This window comes from Phycisphaeraceae bacterium (genome assembly GCA_019636655.1).
Taxonomy (GTDB): Bacteria; Planctomycetota; Phycisphaerae; order Phycisphaerales; family UBA1924; genus JAHBXB01.
On the sequence record JAHBXB010000003.1, the window covers coordinates 309,945 to 329,446 of the forward strand.

General features: G+C 65.1%; 14 protein-coding genes and 1 tRNA gene. 6 read left to right on the forward strand and 9 right to left on the reverse strand.

Annotation, left to right across the window (positions count from 1 at the left end):
• Positions 1 to 14: 14 nt before the first annotated feature.
• From KF745_11095 to KF745_11125, 7 genes are all read right to left on the reverse strand, one after another.
• On the reverse strand, positions 15 to 1,376 hold the full coding sequence (locus KF745_11095) for an amidohydrolase family protein (GenBank protein MBX3358959.1): 1,362 nt from the start codon (positions 1,374 to 1,376) through the stop codon (positions 15 to 17).
• Positions 1,377 to 1,483: 107 nt separating this feature from the next.
• The gene (locus KF745_11100; protein MBX3358960.1) at positions 1,484 to 2,773 is read right to left on the reverse strand and encodes an MFS transporter; all 1,290 of its coding nucleotides are present in this window, start codon (positions 2,771 to 2,773) and stop codon (positions 1,484 to 1,486) included.
• A 140-nt stretch (positions 2,774 to 2,913) separates the two neighbouring features.
• Entirely contained in the window at positions 2,914 to 3,567 is a 654-nt protein-coding gene (locus KF745_11105) for a hypothetical protein (protein ID MBX3358961.1), read from the reverse strand.
• Between the two features lie 112 nt (positions 3,568 to 3,679).
• Positions 3,680 to 4,375 carry a hypothetical protein gene (locus KF745_11110; GenBank protein MBX3358962.1) on the reverse strand — a complete coding sequence of 232 codons (696 nt, stop codon included), beginning with the start codon at positions 4,373 to 4,375 and terminating at the stop codon, positions 3,680 to 3,682.
• A gap of 116 nt (positions 4,376 to 4,491) precedes the next feature.
• A complete protein-coding gene (locus KF745_11115) occupies positions 4,492 to 5,802 on the reverse strand; it encodes a CofH family radical SAM protein (GenBank protein MBX3358963.1) in 1,311 nt (436 codons plus the stop codon).
• Positions 5,803 to 5,857: 55 nt separating this feature from the next.
• Positions 5,858 to 6,439, reverse strand: a complete 582-nt coding sequence (locus KF745_11120) for a hypothetical protein (GenBank protein ID MBX3358964.1) — start codon at positions 6,437 to 6,439, stop codon at positions 5,858 to 5,860.
• Between the two features lie 60 nt (positions 6,440 to 6,499).
• Positions 6,500 to 7,267: a class I SAM-dependent methyltransferase gene (locus KF745_11125; protein ID MBX3358965.1), complete on the reverse strand. Its 768-nt coding sequence runs from the start codon at positions 7,265 to 7,267 to the stop codon at positions 6,500 to 6,502.
• 228 nt (positions 7,268 to 7,495) lie between these two features.
• On the opposite strand from KF745_11125, the gene dnaK reads away from it, so the two are divergent.
• Complete coding sequence (gene dnaK / locus KF745_11130; protein MBX3358966.1) at positions 7,496 to 9,421, forward strand: molecular chaperone DnaK; 1,926 nt, start codon at positions 7,496 to 7,498, stop codon at positions 9,419 to 9,421.
• 99 nt (positions 9,422 to 9,520) lie between these two features.
• Positions 9,521 to 9,607 (forward strand) — tRNA-Ser (locus KF745_11135).
• 90 nt (positions 9,608 to 9,697) lie between these two features.
• Here KF745_11135 and KF745_11140 read toward each other — a convergent pair.
• Complete coding sequence (locus KF745_11140) at positions 9,698 to 10,228, reverse strand: cupin domain-containing protein (protein ID MBX3358967.1); 531 nt, start codon at positions 10,226 to 10,228, stop codon at positions 9,698 to 9,700.
• 231 nt (positions 10,229 to 10,459) lie between these two features.
• Here KF745_11140 and KF745_11145 point away from each other — a divergent pair, with 231 nt between their 5' ends.
• The 4 genes from KF745_11145 (at position 10,460) to KF745_11160 (ending at position 15,419) form a co-directional block, all read left to right on the forward strand.
• Complete coding sequence (locus KF745_11145) at positions 10,460 to 12,715, forward strand: DNA topoisomerase VI subunit B (protein MBX3358968.1); 2,256 nt, start codon at positions 10,460 to 10,462, stop codon at positions 12,713 to 12,715.
• Between the two features lie 35 nt (positions 12,716 to 12,750).
• Positions 12,751 to 13,221: an META domain-containing protein gene (locus KF745_11150; GenBank protein ID MBX3358969.1), complete on the forward strand. Its 471-nt coding sequence runs from the start codon at positions 12,751 to 12,753 to the stop codon at positions 13,219 to 13,221.
• 36 nt (positions 13,222 to 13,257) lie between these two features.
• Entirely contained in the window at positions 13,258 to 14,406 is a 1,149-nt protein-coding gene (locus KF745_11155; protein MBX3358970.1) for a DNA topoisomerase IV subunit A, read from the forward strand.
• 425 nt (positions 14,407 to 14,831) lie between these two features.
• Positions 14,832 to 15,419: a response regulator gene (locus KF745_11160; GenBank protein MBX3358971.1), complete on the forward strand. Its 588-nt coding sequence runs from the start codon at positions 14,832 to 14,834 to the stop codon at positions 15,417 to 15,419.
• A gap of 14 nt (positions 15,420 to 15,433) precedes the next feature.
• Here KF745_11160 and KF745_11165 read toward each other — a convergent pair whose 3' ends face one another.
• Positions 15,434 to 19,354, reverse strand: coding sequence for a hypothetical protein (locus KF745_11165; GenBank protein ID MBX3358972.1), 3,921 nt, complete (start codon positions 19,352 to 19,354; stop codon positions 15,434 to 15,436).
• Between the last annotated feature and the right edge of the window lie 148 nt (positions 19,355 to 19,502).

Sequence of the window (19,502 nt, forward strand, 5' to 3'; positions counted from 1 at the left end):
TCGACTTTACGCCCTCATCGCCCATCCGGCTTCACGAACACTTCCCCGCCCTTCATCACAAACACGACCCGCCGCAGTTCGCGGATGTCCTCGATCGGGCTCCTGGTTGTGGCAATGATGTCGGCCGCCTTTCCGGACTCGATCGTGCCTGCATCAGCCAGGATCCCGCACAGGTCGGCCGCCGCGATCGTCGCCGACCGGATGGCCTCGGCGGGTGGCATCCCGGCTTCGACCATGTACTCGAACTCGCGGGCGTTGTCGCCGTGGGCGCTCACGCCGGTATCGGTTCCGAAGGCGATCCGGACCCCGGCCCGGTACGCCTTTCCGAATGTCTCCTGGATGATCGGGCCGACCGTACGGGCCTTGACGACGACCTTCGGCGGGTAATACCCGGGGGTCTCGGCGTGCTCGCCCACCGTCTTCCCGGCGAGGATCGTCGGGACGAGGTAGGTCCCTCGCTGCTTCATCATCTCCATGGCCTCGTCGTCCAGGAATGTGCCGTGCTCGATCGAGTCCACCCCCGCACGCACAGCCGCCTTGATCCCGCCGACTCCGTGGGCGTGGGCGGCCACCTTCCTCTTCAGCAAGTGCGAGGTCTCGACGATCGCGACGAGTTCATCGTCCATGAACTGCTGCTCCATCCCCGCGGCCGTGTTGCTGAGCACCCCGCCGGTCGCCGTCACCTTGATCACATCGGCCCCTCGCTTGACCTGCGAACGCACCGCCTTGCGGCACTCGTCGGCGCCGTCAGCAATCCCCTGCATCGCCCCGGGAACCGCGAACAGGTCCTGCCGGTACCCAAGCGTCGAATCGGCGTGCCCACCGGTCGGCGTGATCGCCCGCCCAGCCTCCAGGATGCGCGGCCCCGGCACCTCCCCGGACGCGATCGCGTCCCGAAGGGCAAACCCCGCGTCCCCGATGGAACCGAGATCCCGCACCGTCGTGAACCCCGCCTCGAGCGTCTTGCGGGCGTTCACCACCGCGTGAATCGCGACATCCGCTTCAGAGCTCTGCACCGCCCGCAGCCGCATGTCGGGTGTGAACTCCATCGTGATGTGGGTGTGGCAGTCGATGAGTCCCGGGAGAACAAACCGGTCCCTGAGATCGACCACGCGGACACCCGATACCTCGCCTGCCGGGACGACCTCCGCCGGCTCGGAATAGCCCGGCCTGACTTCGGCGATCCGCCCACCCTTGACGACAATCGTCGCCTGCCTGACAGGCTCGCCCCCCGGCACCGCCAGGAGTTCCCCGCAGTGAAGAAGCGTCCACGCCGGAGCCTCGCTCCCGGAGTCCTGAGACCGTACCCGTGTGACGCCCAGGCTCCACACGACGGCGACAACCGCGAGCACTCCAACAACCGATCTTCGCGGCATGTCCTGGTCCCTCGTCGACTCCCGGTGATTCTCGGCCGATGCCGGTGACGTTCGGCGTCTGCAGGTTACCGATCTCCCATCGTGCCCGCCAGAGCGTCGATTCTCAATCACTGCACCGTCACCGGGTCTGCTGGCCGCGCGGGCGCCTTCCGCGGCTTGGCGCCCTCGGTGGCCGCGATCTCGTCCAGCGGTCCCAGCCGCCGAATCTCCGGCCAGAGCCAGGCGATGCCCGCGACCACCAGAATCGTCCCGATCCCTCCCGACACGACCGAAACCACGGGGCCGAACGCCTGGGCCACCGCGCCGGATTCAAACGCGCCGAGTTCGTTGCTGCTCTCGATGAAGACGCTATTGACCGCCCCGACGCGGCCGCGGATCTCGTTTGGCGTCCGGACCTGCACCAGGATGTGCCGGATGACGACCGAAACGTTGTCGACCGCCCCGGCGAACGCCAGCGCGCCCAGCGACAGCCAGAACCACTGGGACACCCCGAACACAATCGTCGCCCCGCCGAACGCGGCGACCGACAAGAGCAACGCCCGACCCGCCCGGCGGAAAGGGGGCTGGTGCGCGAGGATGATCGCCATGGCGAACGCCCCGGCATACGGAGCCGCCCTCAGTGCTCCATACCCGACAGAGCCGACATGCAGGATCTCCGCGTAGATGGGCATCAGCGCCGTTGCCCCACCCAGGAGCACCGCGAACATATCCAGCGAGATCGCCGCCAGAACGGTCTTTTCCCTCCACACATGCCCCATGCCGGCCACCATGGACTCGACGGTCATGCCGCCCGTCGTGCGCGGGGCCTCGACGGGCTTCACCAACGACGCCGAGACCGCGAAGATAAGACACCCCGCGGACGCGGCGGCGTAGACGGGCCAGGCCTGGCCTGTCACGTGAATGATGCCGCCGGCAAGGAGCGGCCCGGCCACCGCCGAGAGCTGGAACACGCCGCTGTTCCACGCCACGGCGTTCTGGAACACATCCGGCGGGACAATCAGTGGCAGCAGAGCCGATCGTGCCGGTCCATTGCAGGAGCGGACACAACCGGTCAGGGTGATCAGCAGGAACAGGCACCACACCGGCGCGTGTGTCCACGATGCCACGGCAAACGCCGCGCAGAGAATCGCGAACCCGCCCTGCGTGAGCGACAGAACCCGCCGCCGGTCGTACAGATCGATCGCATGTCCGGCCGGGAGCGCCATCAGCACGACCGGCAGAGCCCGGGCGAGCCCGGCAAGCCCCAGCGCCATCGCCGATCCGGTTCGCTCATAGATCTCCCACGCAATGGCGGCGGAGAGCATCTGCAGAGCGGTCGAGGAGAAGACCCATCCGCCGACAAAGCGGCGGTAGTTCACCGATTTCATCGCGGCGTACGGGTCATGACGCGGCGGCATGTCGTCCCAAGCGTAGCGACCGCCGCGCATTCATCCGCCCTCCCCGCTCTCACCGACCGGGAAGACACGAGCCGGCGGGCGCGTGCATCGTGTAATACCGCGTCAACCCGCATCGGCTGCGGGCGCCGCGGCTGTGGCCGCTACTTCTTCGGCGGCGTGTCCCAGATGTTCCGTGGAACGGGCGTGTCGCTCTGCATCTCTTCTACCTCGATCAGGAACGCGTCCGCCGACATGCCCGCGGCCTTGACCTCGCGTTCCAGCAGCTCCTCCCACAACTGGAACAGCGACGTCTCATCCATCTTCCACACATCGTCCTCCAAGTAGAAGCGGACGTTGTACGTGCGGCGAGTGTCCTCCAGCCAGCGGCGGCCAGACCGCGTCACCCGCCGATCGGGCTCCCGTACCTCCATCCAGCCCGTGTTCCCGCTCACCCTGATCTTGCCGTATTCCTCGACGCCGTTATCGATCCCCCACCACCCGCGGTCGGCCATCAGGGCGATGGTGCCGGCGCCATCGAGCTGCCTGAGTTGCGCCCCGGTGAGCCGGTGCCGGAGCATCAGGATGATCCCGCGGTCGTTGACCGATCGCTTTGCGATCTGCTCGCGCTTTCCCTCCCTCGCGAGCTTCACGAGTTCGCCGTAGTGGTCAACGGTGCTCTTGGAATACAGCGACGCCACTGTGCGGCCATCCTGACCCTCAACAGCCTCGACAAGCTGCTTGAGCGACTCTCGGATCTGCGATGCGCGGCTGTCACATCCGGACATCGCCGTGACCAGGAAGGACGTAACCAGCACGCCCAACACAGCCGAAACAGCAGACCCAATACGACTGAGAGTTCCGCGCATCACGATCACCCCTGAGTCTGGTTTACCCCCACCCGTCTCTCCCCACCTACCACCACTGCCCCTACCGCGGCGGATCCCATACCGTTGGAGCAACCTGCTTTCCAGACATCCTCTCCTCCAACTCCGCCAACACCTGCTCGATATTCCCGTTGCCTTGCGCCTTGATGATCTTGGCGAGCAGTTCGTTGGTGGTGTCGTGCGTGGAAGTGGTGTCCACCTTCCATAGTCCTTCTTCGTTTGTGAGGCGAAGGTATCGCTTTCGGTCGGCGTGATCGAAGATGTACTTCGCGGCGTAGTTTGAGCCCGCATCGAGTTCAAGGTCAACCCACGCCGTCGCGCCGCTCACCTTGATCTTGCCGAGCTCGTCCTCATCCGAAACCCCGTCGTTGCTTCCGAACCACCACCCCTTGGAGACCGTTAGCCTGATCATCCCCTTGCCGTCCAGTTTCTTGAGTTCCGCGGACGGGACGCGGTTTCGCAGCAGCAGAATCTGCATGCGGTCCAGGGGCTTCAGCGACGCGATATCGGCCCGCTTCGCCGTCTTCGCGAGCTTGACAATCCGGTCGCAATACTCAATGGAGGACTGTGAATACAGGTTCGATGCGGCCTCGCCATCCTGGTTCTCGATGGCGGTGCCGAGGGCGAACAGGCTCTCTTTCACCTCAGCCGCCCGCCGATCGCAGCCTGAACCGGCGATCGCCAGAACGGCGAGGATCGAGAGCAGGAACCAGCTTCCTCTCGGCAGGGCGTGCAGCATGGCGGCAAGCCTAACAAATCCGAACCACGCCGTCAACTTCCCACATATTGCTCACAAAGGCACGTTCGAGGCCGCCGCCGGGTGAATGCAACACGGCTTTCGGTGTACGAAACCACCTAGCCCGCCGCCACCGCCCAGTTTCGACCCTCCCGAACAACCGGACGATACAAGGTATCTCGCTCGATAGGTTCGAAGCCCGCCTCGCGGATCGCCCGTTGAAGCGTCCAGACGTTCACCTCCTGGTGTGTCGAGGCGCCGCCGACCTTCGTGATGTCGTACCAGACGACGGTTCCATCGACGTCATCCGCCCCGGCCTGCAGCATCAGTTGCGCCATCGGCAGCGTCTGCATGATCCAGAAGGCCTTGACGTGTGGGAAGTTGTCGAGCATCAGCCGCGAGACCGCGAGAGTCCTGAGGTTTTCCAGCCCTGAAGGCCCCGGAAGGTGCTCAAGGTCGCTGCCATCGGGAAAGAACGGCAGCGGGATGATGGTTTGGAAGTAACCGCCCCGTGCAGTCATCGCCGGCGTCGGCAACCGCTCGCTCGTCGGGCTGGTCAGCGTAATGACACCGTCGTCCGCTGCGGCGTAGCCCACGCGTGAGAGCGCCTCGTCCTGGGCCCTGCGGAGCATGTCCATATGGACCAGTCGCTCCCGCCGATCCTCGATATGGCCATACAGGATGGTCGCATTGGTGTTGAGACCCAGTTCATGGGCCACCCGATGGACATCGAGCCAGACATCCGACCGGATCTTGCCCTTGAACACCTCGTCGTGCACCCGGTCGTCAAAGACCTCCGCGCCCCCGCCCGGGAGCGACCCCAGCCCGGCCTCCTTCAGCCTCTCGAGCACCCAGCGAATCCCCGCCTTCCGATCGTCGGCCCGATAGACCTTGGCGATCTTGGCGAGATGCACGACCTCCACGGCGGTGAACGCCTTGACGTGCAGATCACTGCCGAGCGACCGGGCGGTGTCGCGGATGGTCCGGACCAGGTCCGGGTAGTAGTCCCACGGCAGATACGGGTGCAACCCGCCGACGCTGTGAATCTCCGTCGCCCCCGCCTCGACCGCCTGGCGCACCTGGTCGGCCACATAGTCCATGTCCCGCGTGTAGGCGCCCGCATCGTCCTTCTTGCGGTAGAACTCGCAGAATTTGCACGAGAGCGCGCACACATTCGAATAGTTCAGATGGCGGTTGATGTTGTAGTACGCGGCGTTCCCGTGCAGCCGGCGGCGCACCTGGTCCGCCATCTCGCACACGGACCAGATGTCGGTGGTTTCAAAGAGCGTCTCACCCTCGGCAAGTGTCAATCTCTCGCCGCGATCGACCTTGACTCGGATGGACTCCAGACCGGCGTCAACCCGCGGTCGACGGGACGATTGACGGCGATTCTCGTAGGCGATCGTGGTCATTGGCGCTGCCGTGCACATGGGGTCAGGGGAACTAGCCACTATAGTCGCCGGGCGTATACCGTGACCGCGATCGCTACGGCCGCTTCTCCCACGGGGTTACTGTACCGACCGTGTTTTCTGCTGATTCCGACTCACACGCCCCAAGAACCCCATCGCAGATCTCGGCGTCGGTCAGCCAGCGTGAACCCCAGCGCTCGACGACGAACCCCAGGCAGACTCGCCTGCAGACGATGTCTCGACGAAGATCCAACCCGGCGACTCGCAGCGATGGCCCGGTCGGATCCGCCGAGGAACTGCCGAGCACGTGGACCATGATGGGCGGCCGCGAGTCATCGGCGATCAGATCCGCCACGGCCCGCACCACGTCCGCAGATGGAGCGTGGACCCAGCACACCGCAAGGGCAAAGGGACCGCGGGCTGCCGCGGCCATCCGAACCGCCGTCGCGAGTTGCCCGAGGTCGGTGTAGTCCGCTGACAGTGGATGGATTGTCGAGGCTGGATCGGCCTGCGCGGCGAGGGACGCCAGCTTCTTATGGGAGCGGGCGATGACGGTGACCACGCACCCTCTCCCGGCAAGGGCAAGGCACAGGCCGCGGAGCATTCCCGTGCCGCCGATGACAAGGCAATGCCGCGAACTCGGTGCACCGGTGGCCATGGCCACCCGAGGCTAGGGCTCAACGGGCTCAGTGGATGGTCAAAACAGCTCAGAGGCTCGTCACGACTTCCGGACGAGCCACAGCGCCGGCCGGACCGGGCCTAGGAGGATGCGGTTGGCCGCCCGCTGGCGTGCGAGAAACGCCCTCAGGACATCGGTCATAGCGGGGTGCCGGGCGATCAGCCGACGGGCGTTCCTACTGATTACTCGGTAAAGGGACTTATTCAACGCCGCGATTGATCGCCGCGTCGGGACCACCTCCCGGACGATGGTGTCGCCCGTGGCTGTCAAGAAGGCCCGGGCCTCGCGAAGCGTGGGAACACTGGCATAACTCTCGCCCACGCCATCAACGCTCACGGGTCCGGCGCGGAATGCGTCATCGAGCAGGTACAGGCCCCCCGACCGCACCGAACGCCGGAGGACCGCCGGGGCCCGGTCCGCCCCAAACAGTCCCAACATGATCGCGACATCCGCGTACGGCCGAAGGCGTACTCGCTCAACGTCGCCTACCCGAAACGTGCACCGGCCGGAAACGCCTGCGGCCCCCGCTGCACGATCCGCCGCGGCAACGAACGGAGGCATGGCATCGACGCCCCGAACCCTGCACCCAAATGCCTGGGAAATGGCGACAGCCGCGGCCCCTTTGCCGCAGGCCAGATCGAGCACAAGGTCACCCTTCGAGACTCCGGCACGCTTGAGGATCGCCACCACCTGGCGCGGGCTGCTGCCGAGGGACCCGCACCCCTCGAACAACTCGGGCAGCACGCCAAGCAGCCGCGGCGGGGCGTCGACGGACGCTGCGGCACGTACAAGGAGAGACGAAGGCATTGGGTCGCGCAGTGTATTGGCTTATTCGGAAGCCACCCGACCGCCGGGAATGGCTGCCAGATCGGCAGGCTCCGGTGTGGTTGGGGCCACGGCGGCAACGGATGGCCGTGCGGGCCTGAGCGAGAGCGGGGTCCGAAGCTGGATTTGGGTCCTGCTCGGTTGGCACCCCGGTTGCATTGGTACGTGGCATGGGTGCGGATCGCCGCCCCCGCATCAGGGAGAAGTCGAATGGCATCAAGCAAGATCATTGGAATCGACCTCGGCACGACCAACTCCGTCGTCGCCGTCATGGAGGGGGGACAGCCCAAGGTCCTGATCAACTCTTCGGGGAACCGCATCACGCCCAGCGTGGTGGGCTTCACCGAGAAGAGCGAGCGGCTCGTCGGGCAGCCCGCCAAGCACCAGCAGGTCACCAACCCTAAGAACACGATCTTCTCGATCAAGCGGTTCATGGGCCGGCGCCACACGGAGGTCGAGTCCGAAGAGAAACTCGTCCCCTACCAGATCGTCGGCGAGCCGGAGGCGTTCGTGAAGGTCCGTGTGAACCAGGGGGAGTTCACACCGCAGCAGATCAGCGCGTTCATCCTCCAGGACTTGAAGAAGACGGCCGAGGATTACCTCGGCGAGAAGGTCGACCGCGCGGTCATCACCGTGCCCGCGTACTTCAACGATGCTCAGCGCCAGGCCACCAAGGACGCGGGCGAGATCGCCGGCCTCAAGGTTGAGCGGATCATCAACGAACCCACGGCCGCCGCGCTGGCGTACGGGCTGGACAAGAAGAAGAACGAAAAGATCGCGGTGTTCGACCTGGGCGGCGGCACATTCGACGTGTCGATCCTTGATGTCGGCGACGGCGTCTTCGAGGTGCTGTCAACCAACGGCGACACCCACCTCGGCGGCGACGACTGGGACCAGCGGCTGATCGAGTTCATCGCCGAGGAGTTCCGCAAGAAGGAGGGGATCGACATCCGCAAGGACGCGATGGCCCTGCAACGGCTCAAGGAGGCGGCGGAGAAGGCGAAGATCGAGCTCTCGACCATGCAGGAGACGACCGTCAACCTGCCGTTCATCACCGCCGACCAGAACGGCCCCAAGCACCTGCAGGTTTCCATTACCCGGGCGAAGTTCGAGTCGCTCACGGCAGACCTGTTCAACCGGCTCAAGGCGCCCTGCACCAAGGCTCTGGCCGATGCGAAGATCGATGCGAGCAAGATCGACGAGGTCGTTCTCGTCGGCGGCTCGACGCGCATGCCCAAGACGCAGCAGATCGCCAAGGAGATCTTCGGCAAGGAACCCAACCGGAGCGTCAACCCGGACGAGGTCGTCGCCGTCGGAGCCGCCATCCAGGGCGGCGTGCTCTCCGGCTCGGTCAAGGATGTGCTGCTGCTCGACGTGACCCCGCTCTCGCTGGGCGTGGAGACGCTCGGTGGAGTCATGACCAGGCTCATCGAGCGCAACACGACCATCCCCTCAAGCAAGAAGGAGGTCTTCTCGACCGCCAGCGACAGCCAGCCGAGCGTGATGATCCACGTCCTACAGGGCGAGCGGGAGTTCGCGAAGGACAACCGCACGCTGGGGCAGTTCGAACTCTCCGGCATCGCTCCTGCGCCCCGCGGCGTGCCGCAGATCGAGGTCGAGTTCGCTATCGACGCCAACGGCATCCTCACGGTCACCGCGACCGACAAGAGCACCGGCAAGAAGTCCGACATCAAGATCTCCAACTCGGGCGGAATCCCGAAAGAGGAGATCGAGAAGATGAAGGCGGACGCCGCCGCCCACGCCGAAGAGGACAAGAAGAGGCGCGAACTGGTGGACCTCAAGAACCGCGCCGACGCGTTTGTGCTCCAGACCCGCAAGGCCCTGGAGGAGCACGGCGACAAGGTCACCGCAGAGGTCCGCGGCCAGATCGAGTCGAGCCTGACCAACCTCGAGGCCAAGATCAAGGGCGATGACAAGGAGCCGATCGAGGCCGCGATGCGGGACCTAGAGAAAGTCTCGATGGAACTCGGCAAGGCCGTCTACCAGGCCGAGGCGGCCAAGGCGACCGGTGGGGCGGCCCCTGGTCCCGGTGGCCCGGCCGAGCCGGGTCCGCAGAGCAACGGCAAGAAGGGCGACGACGTGATCGACGCCGAGTTCGAGGCCAAGGACCAGTAGAACTCGCCGGATTGCGGCGCGTATCCCCGCCCGGCGCCCAATTGACCGGTGGATCGCAGTTGACGATCCGGTCCGGCAATCCAACCATGCACCACCACCGGAGAGGTGGCAGAGCGGTTGAACGCGCCGGTCTCGAAAACCGGTATGGCCTCCGGGTCATCGGGGGTTCGAATCCCCCCCTCTCCGCTTCCAGGCCCCGAGCCCGCCTCGGGGCTTTTTTCGTGAAGTGCGAGCGTTTCCCGGCCGGCCACGTCGATCAGCGGATCGAATCCGCCGCTACGAAGCGGCATGCTGGGACACGTAGAGCGAGAGTCGATTCCAGAGTGATGGAAATCGCCGACGCGTCTCCTCCGGAGAGGCCAGCTCCCGATCACGCATGTCGAAGCCCGGCGCCACGACCTCGCTGAGCAGCCCGAATCTCCCGGCGTGCAAATGGGTTGCCTTCCAGGTTCCTCCGGGCACCACGAGTTGAAGCGATTCCAGGCGAGACGGATCCCGTCCGAGCGTCCGTGTTTCGAGCACGCCTTCGGGGGAAACAAGGATGTAGGTGAGTGGAGAACCGCCGTGAAAGTAATGGACGATGTCGGAGCGATTGCGGTGCAGCCGGCCAATCGGCCTGTCCTCCGTGAGCAGGTAGTAGATCGTGTTCATTCCCACCCGTGTCGCGCCGTCGCGGCCCGAGACCGGAGTGGTCCAAGAAGACTCGTACGTCTGGCGAAAGTACCCACCCTCGTCGTGCGGCGTGAGCCGGAGGAGCCGAACGATCTCGGCAGGCTCGAAATCGTCGAGGCAGCGGCCGGTGATCAAGGCCGAACTCCCGGAGTTGATCGATTCAGCTGATCCACCGCACGGCACGCACCCGCACATGGACTTCCTGATCAGTGGGCTAGTGTATCCGCCGGAGTGAGGACTCAGGGCTCAAGGAGACTCCAATGTGCTCTGCGTCGTTTCAGCGGGGATCGGCTGATTCCCGATGAAGCCGGTATGAGCATGCTCTTTGCAGCACCGGGCGGATCGGGCATTGGCTATCCTCCAAGTATGACCACGACTCAGGCACGGAAGCCGCGGGAGGGACCCGTTCCCACTGTCTCGAACGGCGAAGTCGACATGCCCCGATCCACTTCCTCTCGCAAACAGTCTGCACGGGTGACGGCCGAGACGATGGCCGGGCGGCAGCGGGATATCTCCGTTTCGGAGTTCTTCGCCAAGAATCGGCACCTGCTGGGGTTTGACAACCCCCGGAAGGCGTTGCTGACCACCGTCAAAGAGGCGGTGGACAACTCGCTGGATGCGTGCGAGGAGGCGGGGATCCTCCCGGACGTGACCGTGGTGATCGAGGATCTGCAGCCGGAGCGGCCGACAACGCTGAAGTCCTCGCGGTACCGGCTGACGATCGTGGACAATGGGCCCGGGATCGTGAAGAAGCAGGTCGAGCACATCTTCGGCCGGCTGCTCTACGGGTCGAAGTTCCACCGGCTCAAGATGTCGCGGGGCCAGCAGGGGATCGGGATCTCCGCCGCGGGGATGTACGGGCTGATCACCACGGGCAAGCCGATGGTGATCCACACGCGGCCCAGCGCCAACAAGCCGGCGCACCACATCGAACTGGCGATGAATACAAAGACCAACCGTGCCGAGGTCACGGTTGACACGGAGACGAGGGATTTTCCGCCCGAGCGTTTGCGGGGGCTGAGCCCGGGCACTCGCGAGGAGTGGTTCCTGCGGGCGGCGGACTACCCGACGGGGACGAGCGTTTCGATCGAGCTGGAGGGCCGGTACCAGAGGGGACGGGGGTCGGTCGACGAGTTCCTGGAACTGACGGCGATTGCGAACCCGCATGCACGGATCACGTTTGTCCCGCCGTCCAAGGAGAGCGCAGCGGAGGAGGATGACATCCCCCTGCTCAAGGATGGCAAGTCGGCGGAGGCACCCGCCGCGCCCGAGCCGGAGAAGACCCTCGAGGCGAACGGGGTGACGCTGTTTCCGCGCGGAGTGTCGGAGCTCCCTCCGGAGACGAAGGAGATCCAGCCGCACCCCAAGGGGATCGAACTGGGGATCCTGCTGCAGATGCTCAAGGAGGCGGAAGAGGAGCGGCGGGGGTATTCGCTGTTCAGTTTCCTGCAGGACAAGTTCAGCCGCGTGTCCGCGGCGACCGCGAGCAGCCTGTGCGCGAAGGTGAAGCTGACGAGCAGGACCAAGGTGACGGATGTCGACCACGCGCTGGCGGAGAAGCTGTTCCGCGAGTTGCAGGACGCCAGGCTTCCGCCGCCGCCGACGGATTGTCTGGCGCCGATCGGGGTGCGGCAGTTGCTGGCGGGGATGCTTAAGGGCGTGAAGGCCGAGTTCTACGCGGCGTCGTCCAGAGATGCTGCCGTGTACCGGGGTCGGCCGTTCCAGATCGAGGCGGCGATCGCCTTCGGCGGGGAACTGGTGGCGGAGGAGACCGCCCGGGTGATCCGCTTTGCCAACCGGGTGCCGCTGCTGTTCCAGCAGAGCGCGTGCTCGTCGTTCAAGGCGGTCGTCGAAACCTCGTGGAAGAACTACAACCTGCAGCACCCGCGGGGGAGCCTGCCGGTCGGGCCGCTGGTCATCATGATCCACATGGCGAGCGTGTGGGTGCCGTTCACGAGCGAGAGCAAAGAGGCGATCGCGGACTACGACGAGATCCGCAAGGAAATGAAGCTCGCGCTGATGGAGTGCGGACGCAAACTGGGGACCTACCTGCGCAAGCGGCAGGCGATGAGGCGGCAGAGCGAGCGGAGGGACGTATTCGAGCGGTATATCGGCGAGATCGCGAAGGCAGTCCACGCCATCAACGGCACGGATGCGAAGCGGTTATACGACGCGCTGCTCGAGCAGGCTCGGGTGCGGACGGCGGTGGCGGATCAGGTACTGGACGATGAGGGCAAGGTAGTAAAGGACGACCCGGGCGAGCAGGATGGGGTGATCATCGTCGAGAGCGCGATCGCAGGCAGGCAGGGAGGTGATGAGGGGGATTCGCCGCCGCTGTCGCTCAGCAAGGCGGAGAGGGCGAAGCTGAAGGTGACCGGAATGGCGCGGGAGGACGAGGACCCGTCGCTGCTGGATGTCGAGCCCGCGAAGCGGTCGGCTCGTTCGGGGCGAGCCCGGCAGCCGAAAAGCCCGGTTAGAGAGAAGCGGGCCGCTGCGAGGGAGGCTGCCGAGCCGGCCGGGCAGACGCCGAAGAAGATCGGAACGTCACCGAAGGGCACGAAACCGAAGATGCGGCTGGTGAACGGGAAACTGGTGCCGGCGGATGAGCCCGGGCTGTTCTAGACGCGGTGAACACGCGGATTCGAGGGAGTATGGCTATGGGATACATGAGCGGACTCTGGACGCGAGTCGGTGCCACAGTGCTGGCGATCGCCGTGACTGCGTGGCTCGCGGCGTGCGCCTCGTCACCGTCGATGACACCGGGCTCGGGGTCGAGCATCTTCGGAACGTGGCGGCTCACGCAGATCGAGGGGGTCGACGTCAAGGCCGTTCAGGATGAAGGGGGCAGGGCGCCGACGCTGACCGTTTCGGTGGACGGGATGATCTTCGGGTTCACCGGGATCAACCAGCTGAACTCGTCCGTGGACCTGGAGGCCCTCGCCCGCGGCGAGTTCGAGATGGGCCTCGCGGCGACAACACGGATGGCCGGTTCGCCCGCGGCGATGGCGATGGAGTCCAGGTTTGTCAGCGGACTTGCGGATGCGACGCGGTACACCGTGTCAAACGGTGAACTGACGTTGTCGAATAGCTCACGGGACCTGCTGAGATTTGTGCGCGTAGAGGAATGATCGCGAGCGGTCGCCCCAGATCCGAGAGAGGCCCAAATGGCGAAGAAGACCCAGTCGACGACGGCCCGCGCGGGAACCTCGAAACGCTCCAAGGAGCGAGATGTTGTCACGCTCAAGAAGATCGTGTCGCTGGCGGACGACCTCGCCAAGCGGACGTTCGCGGGAAAGGAGCCGACGCTGGAGGTGCCGACGCGGGCGAGGTCGAACACGATCTGGAACAGAAAGAAGGGAATCCTGCAGATGGGCGAGGCCGCCCAGGATCGGCAGCTGTTCAACCTGAACCAGGCGAAGCTGTTCATGCAGACGATGCTCCACTCCAACAGCATCCGGGAACTGATCGGGGCGGACAAAACGCTGAGCCTGCGAGCGATGTTCTACAAGGGGCTGCACACGGTGGCGGGGACGTCGGAGAAGACGTTCGGCGACCAGGGGGAATCGGACGGCATTCTCGAGGACCTGGAGGTCACGATCGGGGCGCTGCGGGAGGAACTGCACATCTTCGCCAAGAAGGCGGGGACGATCGTCGGGAACATCACGCTGGTGGACACGGGGGACGAGATCGACTGCAGGAGGATGGGATCGGGCGGGTACGCGATCCCGAGCATCGTCGAACCGGACATCATCCAGTTCAAGAAGTGCGAGGCGAAGTTCGTGCTGCACGTCGAGAAGAACACGGTGTGGAGCCGCTTCAACGAAGACCGATTCTGGGAGAAACACAACTGCATCCTGACCGAAGGGGGCGGGCAGCCGCCACGCGGGGTCCGGAGACTGCTGAGACGCCTGAACGAGGAACTGGGGCTTCCAATCTACTGCCTGCTCGACTGCGACCCGTGGGGGCACTACATCTACAGCGTCATCAAGCAAGGATCGATCTCGCTGGCATTCGAATCGGAGCGGCTGGCGATCCCCGAGGCGAAGTTCATCGGCATCCGGGCCAAGGACTACAAGGAGTGCGACCTTACCGATGACGTTCAGATTTCGCTCAACGACACGGATATCAAGCGGGCGAAGGAGATCGCCGCGTACCCGTGGTTCGAGCACCACAAGGGATGGCAACGGGAAATCTCGGGGTTGCTCGGCAACGGGTTCAAGATGGAAGTCGAGTCGCTCATTACGAAGGACATCTCGTACGTGACGGAGACGTACGTACCGCAGCGGCTTCGGGCAAAGGACTGGCTGGAGTAGCGATCACTGCGGCCGAATCGCGGCTCCCCACTTGAGGTCATTCGGCCCGGTGTGCGACCGCCTACCGAACTGCATTCCGATGGTCTGAAGCGGGCACGTTCAGGTCGGGTTCGTGGAATTGTGCCAGAACAGCAGTTTTTTTTCGGCATCGGAAGACTGCACTGAGCATGATTGACACGCGCACGATGCTTGACGACCGATGCAGATCCGCGGTAGCCTCAAGCGTTTGCAGGATGCTCCAAGACGAGCCGTGATCCCAGATCGGCGAATCGTTCGTGTGGCGGCGGGGTGCGCGCGAAAGCGGTGCCGTGAATGGGTGAGGAGAACTTGACGTGGCACGGCTGGAGTCCACTGCAGTGATGTCCAAACACGGTCAGGAATCGAGTCGGAACGATCCGGTCCAGGTTCCCCATGGTCCTTGTCGAGTGCTCGTGGCGGACGATGAGCACCTCGTTGCGCTCGGGCTGGTGGCGATTCTGAAGGAACTCGGCCACGACGTTGTCGGAGTGGCGGACGACGGGGTGAAGGCGATCGAGCTGGCTCGCAAGCACAAGCCCGAGGTAGCCCTGCTGGACATACGGATGCCGAAGATGAACGGCATCGATGTGTCGCTGGTGCTGCACGAGGAACTCGCCATCCCGTCGATCATGGTGTCGGCCTATTCAGATAACGAGCACCTGGCCCAGATCCGCCAGCACGGCGCCGAGACGGGCATCTATGGGTACCTGCTCAAGCCGGTCTCCGGGGACGATGTGCGTGTGGCGCTGAGCATCGCCCGCCAGCGGTCCGCGGTGGATGGCTACCGCAGCCACCGAATCGGACAGCTGGAGGCTAACCTGGCGAACCGCCGCACCGTCGAACAGGCCAAGTGGCTGATGGTCGAGAAACTCGGGATCACCGAGCCGGAAGCCCACGAGAAACTGCAGCGGCTGGCCAGGGACAGCCGGCGGCCGCTGATCGACGTGGCGAAGGAAGTGATCGCCGCCGGCGGCGTCATCGGCAAGGCCAACTGAGTTGCCTTACTGGCCTACGCGGCGAAGGCGAGCGAGTATTCCTGCGAGAACCACTGGTCGACGCTGAGCGTGAGCATGCTCAGGGTCAGGCGGCTGGTGCCGTCCTTGGCCCGGCTGGCCACGACCAGGCGGTTGCCCGCCGCCGCGGAGCCGAGCGGAAGACCCGCCTTCGGAGCCCCTGTGGCGGCGGTGACATTGGTGGAGCGCCAGACACTGCCCGGAATCCAGCGGAACATCGTGAGGTTGTCGGAGGGATCGATGGCAAAGACATTGATCCCTCCATCGGCCGACACGCCGACTTCGACGCCCTTCGCCATCGCCTGGGTTGATCCCGACGCTTCGGTGAGATTGGAGATGGCCCAGAGGTTCGGCCGGCCGGCGGCCTCGTTGTCGGCCTTCAGCTGCGGCGACCACCAATACGACCAGACGTCGCCATCGGCGGTCAGGCCGACAACGTTGAGCCCGCCCCAGGCGGTCACGAATGCATCCAGCTGGCCGACGAATCGCGGACCGTCGAGCACCGCGGTCATGTTCTGGACGAGCCACTGGTAGGGATTGCCGCCGTTGAACTGCTCGATCCCGGGGGCCCACCAATAGACGATGATCTCGCCCTGGTCGTTGAGGCCTGCGAGGTTGAGGCCGTCCCAACCGGTGACAAACCCGGTAAGGCCGCCGGTCAGAACAGGACCGTCGAAGCTCTGCGTGAGGTCGGTGAACTGCCAGGTACCCCACTCTGGCGCGTACCAGTAGTTGATGGCATGGCCGCGGGCGTCAAGCGCGGCGACGTGGATGGAGCCCCAGGAGGGGAGGTAGGAGGTCAGGTCGCCGCTGACGCCTGGCGCGCCGATGAGGGCCGTAAGATCGACGGCGTTCCAAGCGCCGGCCTTGATGTCCCCCGTCAGGAACCACATGTGGCTGCGGTCGTCGGTGATGGCGAGGCGGATGAGGCCGTCGGCGGTCTTCATCGGCGTCATGTCGACCACGCGGCCGCGGAAGTTTGAGAGCGCGGCGACGTCCTGGATGGTGACCAGACCGGTGGCCGAGTCGACGATGTGGGCAACGGGCTGGCCGTCGAGACCGAGGCTGAAGGTGACGATCGAGCCGGCGGCGTCGATGGAGACGATCTGCTGCGACTGGGCCTGGACCGGGCGTGCTTTGAACTTGATCGCGACGTCGCGACCGAACGCGGGGAGGTTTATCGACAGGTCGCCGGTTGAAACGAAGATGCCCGGGATCGTCGCAAGCGGCGCCGTGACACCCGCGGCGGTAGACCAGACCTCGATGTCGAACAGGCGGTTGAGATCGAGGCCCGAGATCGTGAGCACGCCGTTGGTCACGGTGCCGGTGCTGACGTTGCCGTTCTGAAGGATGTAGGCGACGCCCTGGGCGCCGTCCGAAACGCCCCAGGAGAGGAGCGAGCGGCCGGGAGCGGAGGCGGTGATCTGCCCGGCGAGCGACCGAAGCGTGAAGTGCCCGAAATCAAGGCCCAGCGAGCCGGAGTTCACGAAGTTCGAGAAGGTGCGCTGGCTGGTTCGCATGGCGGGCGTGAGCAGGTAGTAGTTCCAGTCGAGTTCCTCGGTGTTGATCCGGAGGGCCGTGCCGAACTGGCCGGAGGCGAAGCTCGACCAGATCATCGTGCGGTACAGGTCCTCGTCCTGCTGCTGGGTGAAGGCAGAGGAGTACTCGGGCCGGTTGTTGGGCCAGGCCACGCGGGTCATGCCCCACTCGCCGTTGAGGATCGCGCGGTTGTCGATGCGGTGGGTCATCCAGTACGAGGTGAGGTACCCGCTCTCGATCGCGGCGAGGACCGACTTATCCTGCTGGGGGTTGTAGTAGGGCCCCTCGTTGGCGTTGCTGTACAGGTGCGGGGTGAGGGCATCGAAGGTGCGGGAGTAGAAGACCTCGCGGGCCTGCGGGCCGCGGGGATCCCGGACGATGGTCGAGTTGAAGACCAGGTGGTTGGGGTCGCGCTGCTTGATGAACAGCGCGAGGTCGTCGACCCACTGGGCGCGGCGGCGCATCTCGGTCTCGCGGCCGGGCTCGCCGTTGCCCTCGGCATTGAGGGTCCACTCGTAGCTGTCCCACTCGGAGACGGGCTCCCAGCCCAGGAGCGAGTCGGCGTAGCCGCTCTGGGCGACCCAGCCGATGAGCGTCTGCATCCGGTGCTTGGAGATGGCGAGGGTCTGCGGGGTCTGGAAGAAGTCGTCGATGCTGGTCAGGGGGCCGCCGAAGTTGGTCGACCAGGGCCCCTCGTTGCCGAACGCCTCGTCGTACGAATACGTGTCGAAGGGACTGAAGATCATCTTGATCCCGCGGGCGGAGGCCTCCCGCAGGACATTGACGATGAACTGCCGCATCTCGTCGTTGTACTGCCCGGGGGCGCTCTCGAGCCAGTACATCCCGTCCGGCGGGTTGGGGTTGCCCTCGTAGTACACGTTCTGCAGCTCGAGGTAGAGCCGCATCGTGTTCACGCCGCTCGCGGCGAGGGAATCGAAGTACGGGCCGTACTCCCCCTCGTATGGGATGTGGGTGGAGAAGTTCTGGTAGATCTGGTTGATGTCGTCCCAGATCCTGCCCGGGAACAACTGGCGGGTGTACCCCCAGGAGAGGCCGAGGTGGTCGCCCACGACGATGAACGGGTCGCCGTTCTCGTACATGAGCATGTTGCCGCTGGGGGCGGGGATGATCCGTCCTCGGTCGCCGGGGGACGACGCGAGCGTGGTGAAGGTGCCCAGGTTCGACAGGTCGGAATACGAACCGGCGAAGTCGATGGACCGGACGGCAACAAAGTAGGTCGTCGAAGGCGTGAGTTCGGCGATGCGGAGCTGCTCGGGCAGGCCGGCGAGGCGTGGGGCGTAGGCGTTGATCGCCTCGGTCGCCGCGAGCCACTGGGCATCGGAGGTGATCGGAGTGGTCGAGTACCGGATCTCGTAACGATCGACATTGCCCAGCCCGGTGGTGGTGCCGGCCGGGGAGGAGAAGGCGAGCGTGGCGCCGCGCGATCCAACGTTGAAGACGCTCAGGTCGGAGACGGCCGCGGGGCGCATGCCGGCGCGCGAGTCGATGAACATCGCCTGTGCGTAGTTGACGGGACCGCGGATGCCGGCCTGGGTGCCGGTATAACTGCTGTGCGAGCCCTGGATGTGGTCGTCGATGAAGTGCGGCTGGAGGTAGCGGACATTCGGATCCGGGTTGGATCGGTTGTCGATGAGGTTGCGGACCCCCCCATCGTTGTCCTGGATCATGTCGAAGTTCATCCCGATCGTCGTGCCGTGGGATGCCCCCGAAATGCCAAGGACCTCCCATGGGAGGAACATCTCGATGCTCCAGCCTTGGTCAATGTCCGACGGGTTGTTGATGGTGCCCCGCACCGATGAGGCATAGACCGTGCCGACCGGGATGTCGCCGCCCGGGATGACGTCGGCGCCGCCGCCGGCGCCGTTGCCGTTGATGAACTTCCACCGGCGGGCGGCACTGCTGCCCCCACCGTTCACGGCGTCGAGCATCGAGGCAAGGTTGACGCCAAAGGCCCGGTCACCCGGCTGGAAGTATTCGTCCGCCGATCGATCGGGATCGAAGTAGAACGTGATGGAGTCGTCGGACTCGACCTCCCACCGCTGGCCCGAGGTGCCACCCATGCCGTCGGCCCAGATGTTCTGGTCCTGCACGTCGGCGCTGAGGAACACGCCGGCGTCGGTATACATCATGCGGATGACGGCGAGGCTGTCCGGGCGGGTTGGCTGCGTGCGCGTGATGGTGAACGCGGCGTCCCAGTCCGCGTCGTTCAGCACGCCGTCCACGACCGCGCTGCCGCGGGGAATGAACCAGACCGGGTTGTCCTGGGTCACCGGGTCGACAGCGAAGAGCACACGCGGTTCGAGGGCCTCAAAGAACGGGCCCGGCGTGGACGACGAAACGGACGATGTGGGGCGCATGAAGTCCTCCGCGCAAACGGAAGACTTGGTATCGGCAACCCGCAGGATGGGCGCGAACGCGGAGCGAAAAAGGCCTGCCCGCGGGGTCGGACTGGACCGATCACGCAAAGCCGACTTCGCAGGCCAAGTCCGAGAAGCCGCTGAGCGC

Excerpts from the sequence above, each read along its gene's own strand:
- KF745_11095 (MBX3358959.1), bottom strand. The coding sequence starts at position 1,376 with ATGCCGCGAAGATCGGTTGTTGGAGTGCTCGCGGTTGTCGCCGTCGTG.
- KF745_11100 (MBX3358960.1), bottom strand. The coding sequence starts at position 2,773 with ATGCCGCCGCGTCATGACCCGTACGCCGCGATGAAATCGGTGAACTAC.
- KF745_11110 (MBX3358962.1), bottom strand. The coding sequence starts at position 4,375 with ATGCTGCACGCCCTGCCGAGAGGAAGCTGGTTCCTGCTCTCGATCCTC.
- KF745_11115 (MBX3358963.1), bottom strand. The coding sequence starts at position 5,802 with ATGTGCACGGCAGCGCCAATGACCACGATCGCCTACGAGAATCGCCGT.
- KF745_11120 (MBX3358964.1), bottom strand. The coding sequence starts at position 6,439 with ATGGCCACCGGTGCACCGAGTTCGCGGCATTGCCTTGTCATCGGCGGC.
- KF745_11125 (MBX3358965.1), bottom strand. The coding sequence starts at position 7,267 with ATGCCTTCGTCTCTCCTTGTACGTGCCGCAGCGTCCGTCGACGCCCCG.
- dnaK (MBX3358966.1), top strand. The coding sequence starts at position 7,496 with ATGGCATCAAGCAAGATCATTGGAATCGACCTCGGCACGACCAACTCC.
- KF745_11145 (MBX3358968.1), top strand. The coding sequence starts at position 10,460 with ATGACCACGACTCAGGCACGGAAGCCGCGGGAGGGACCCGTTCCCACT.
- KF745_11150 (MBX3358969.1), top strand. The coding sequence starts at position 12,751 with ATGGGATACATGAGCGGACTCTGGACGCGAGTCGGTGCCACAGTGCTG.
- KF745_11155 (MBX3358970.1), top strand. The coding sequence starts at position 13,258 with ATGGCGAAGAAGACCCAGTCGACGACGGCCCGCGCGGGAACCTCGAAA.
- KF745_11165 (MBX3358972.1), bottom strand. The coding sequence starts at position 19,354 with ATGCGCCCCACATCGTCCGTTTCGTCGTCCACGCCGGGCCCGTTCTTT.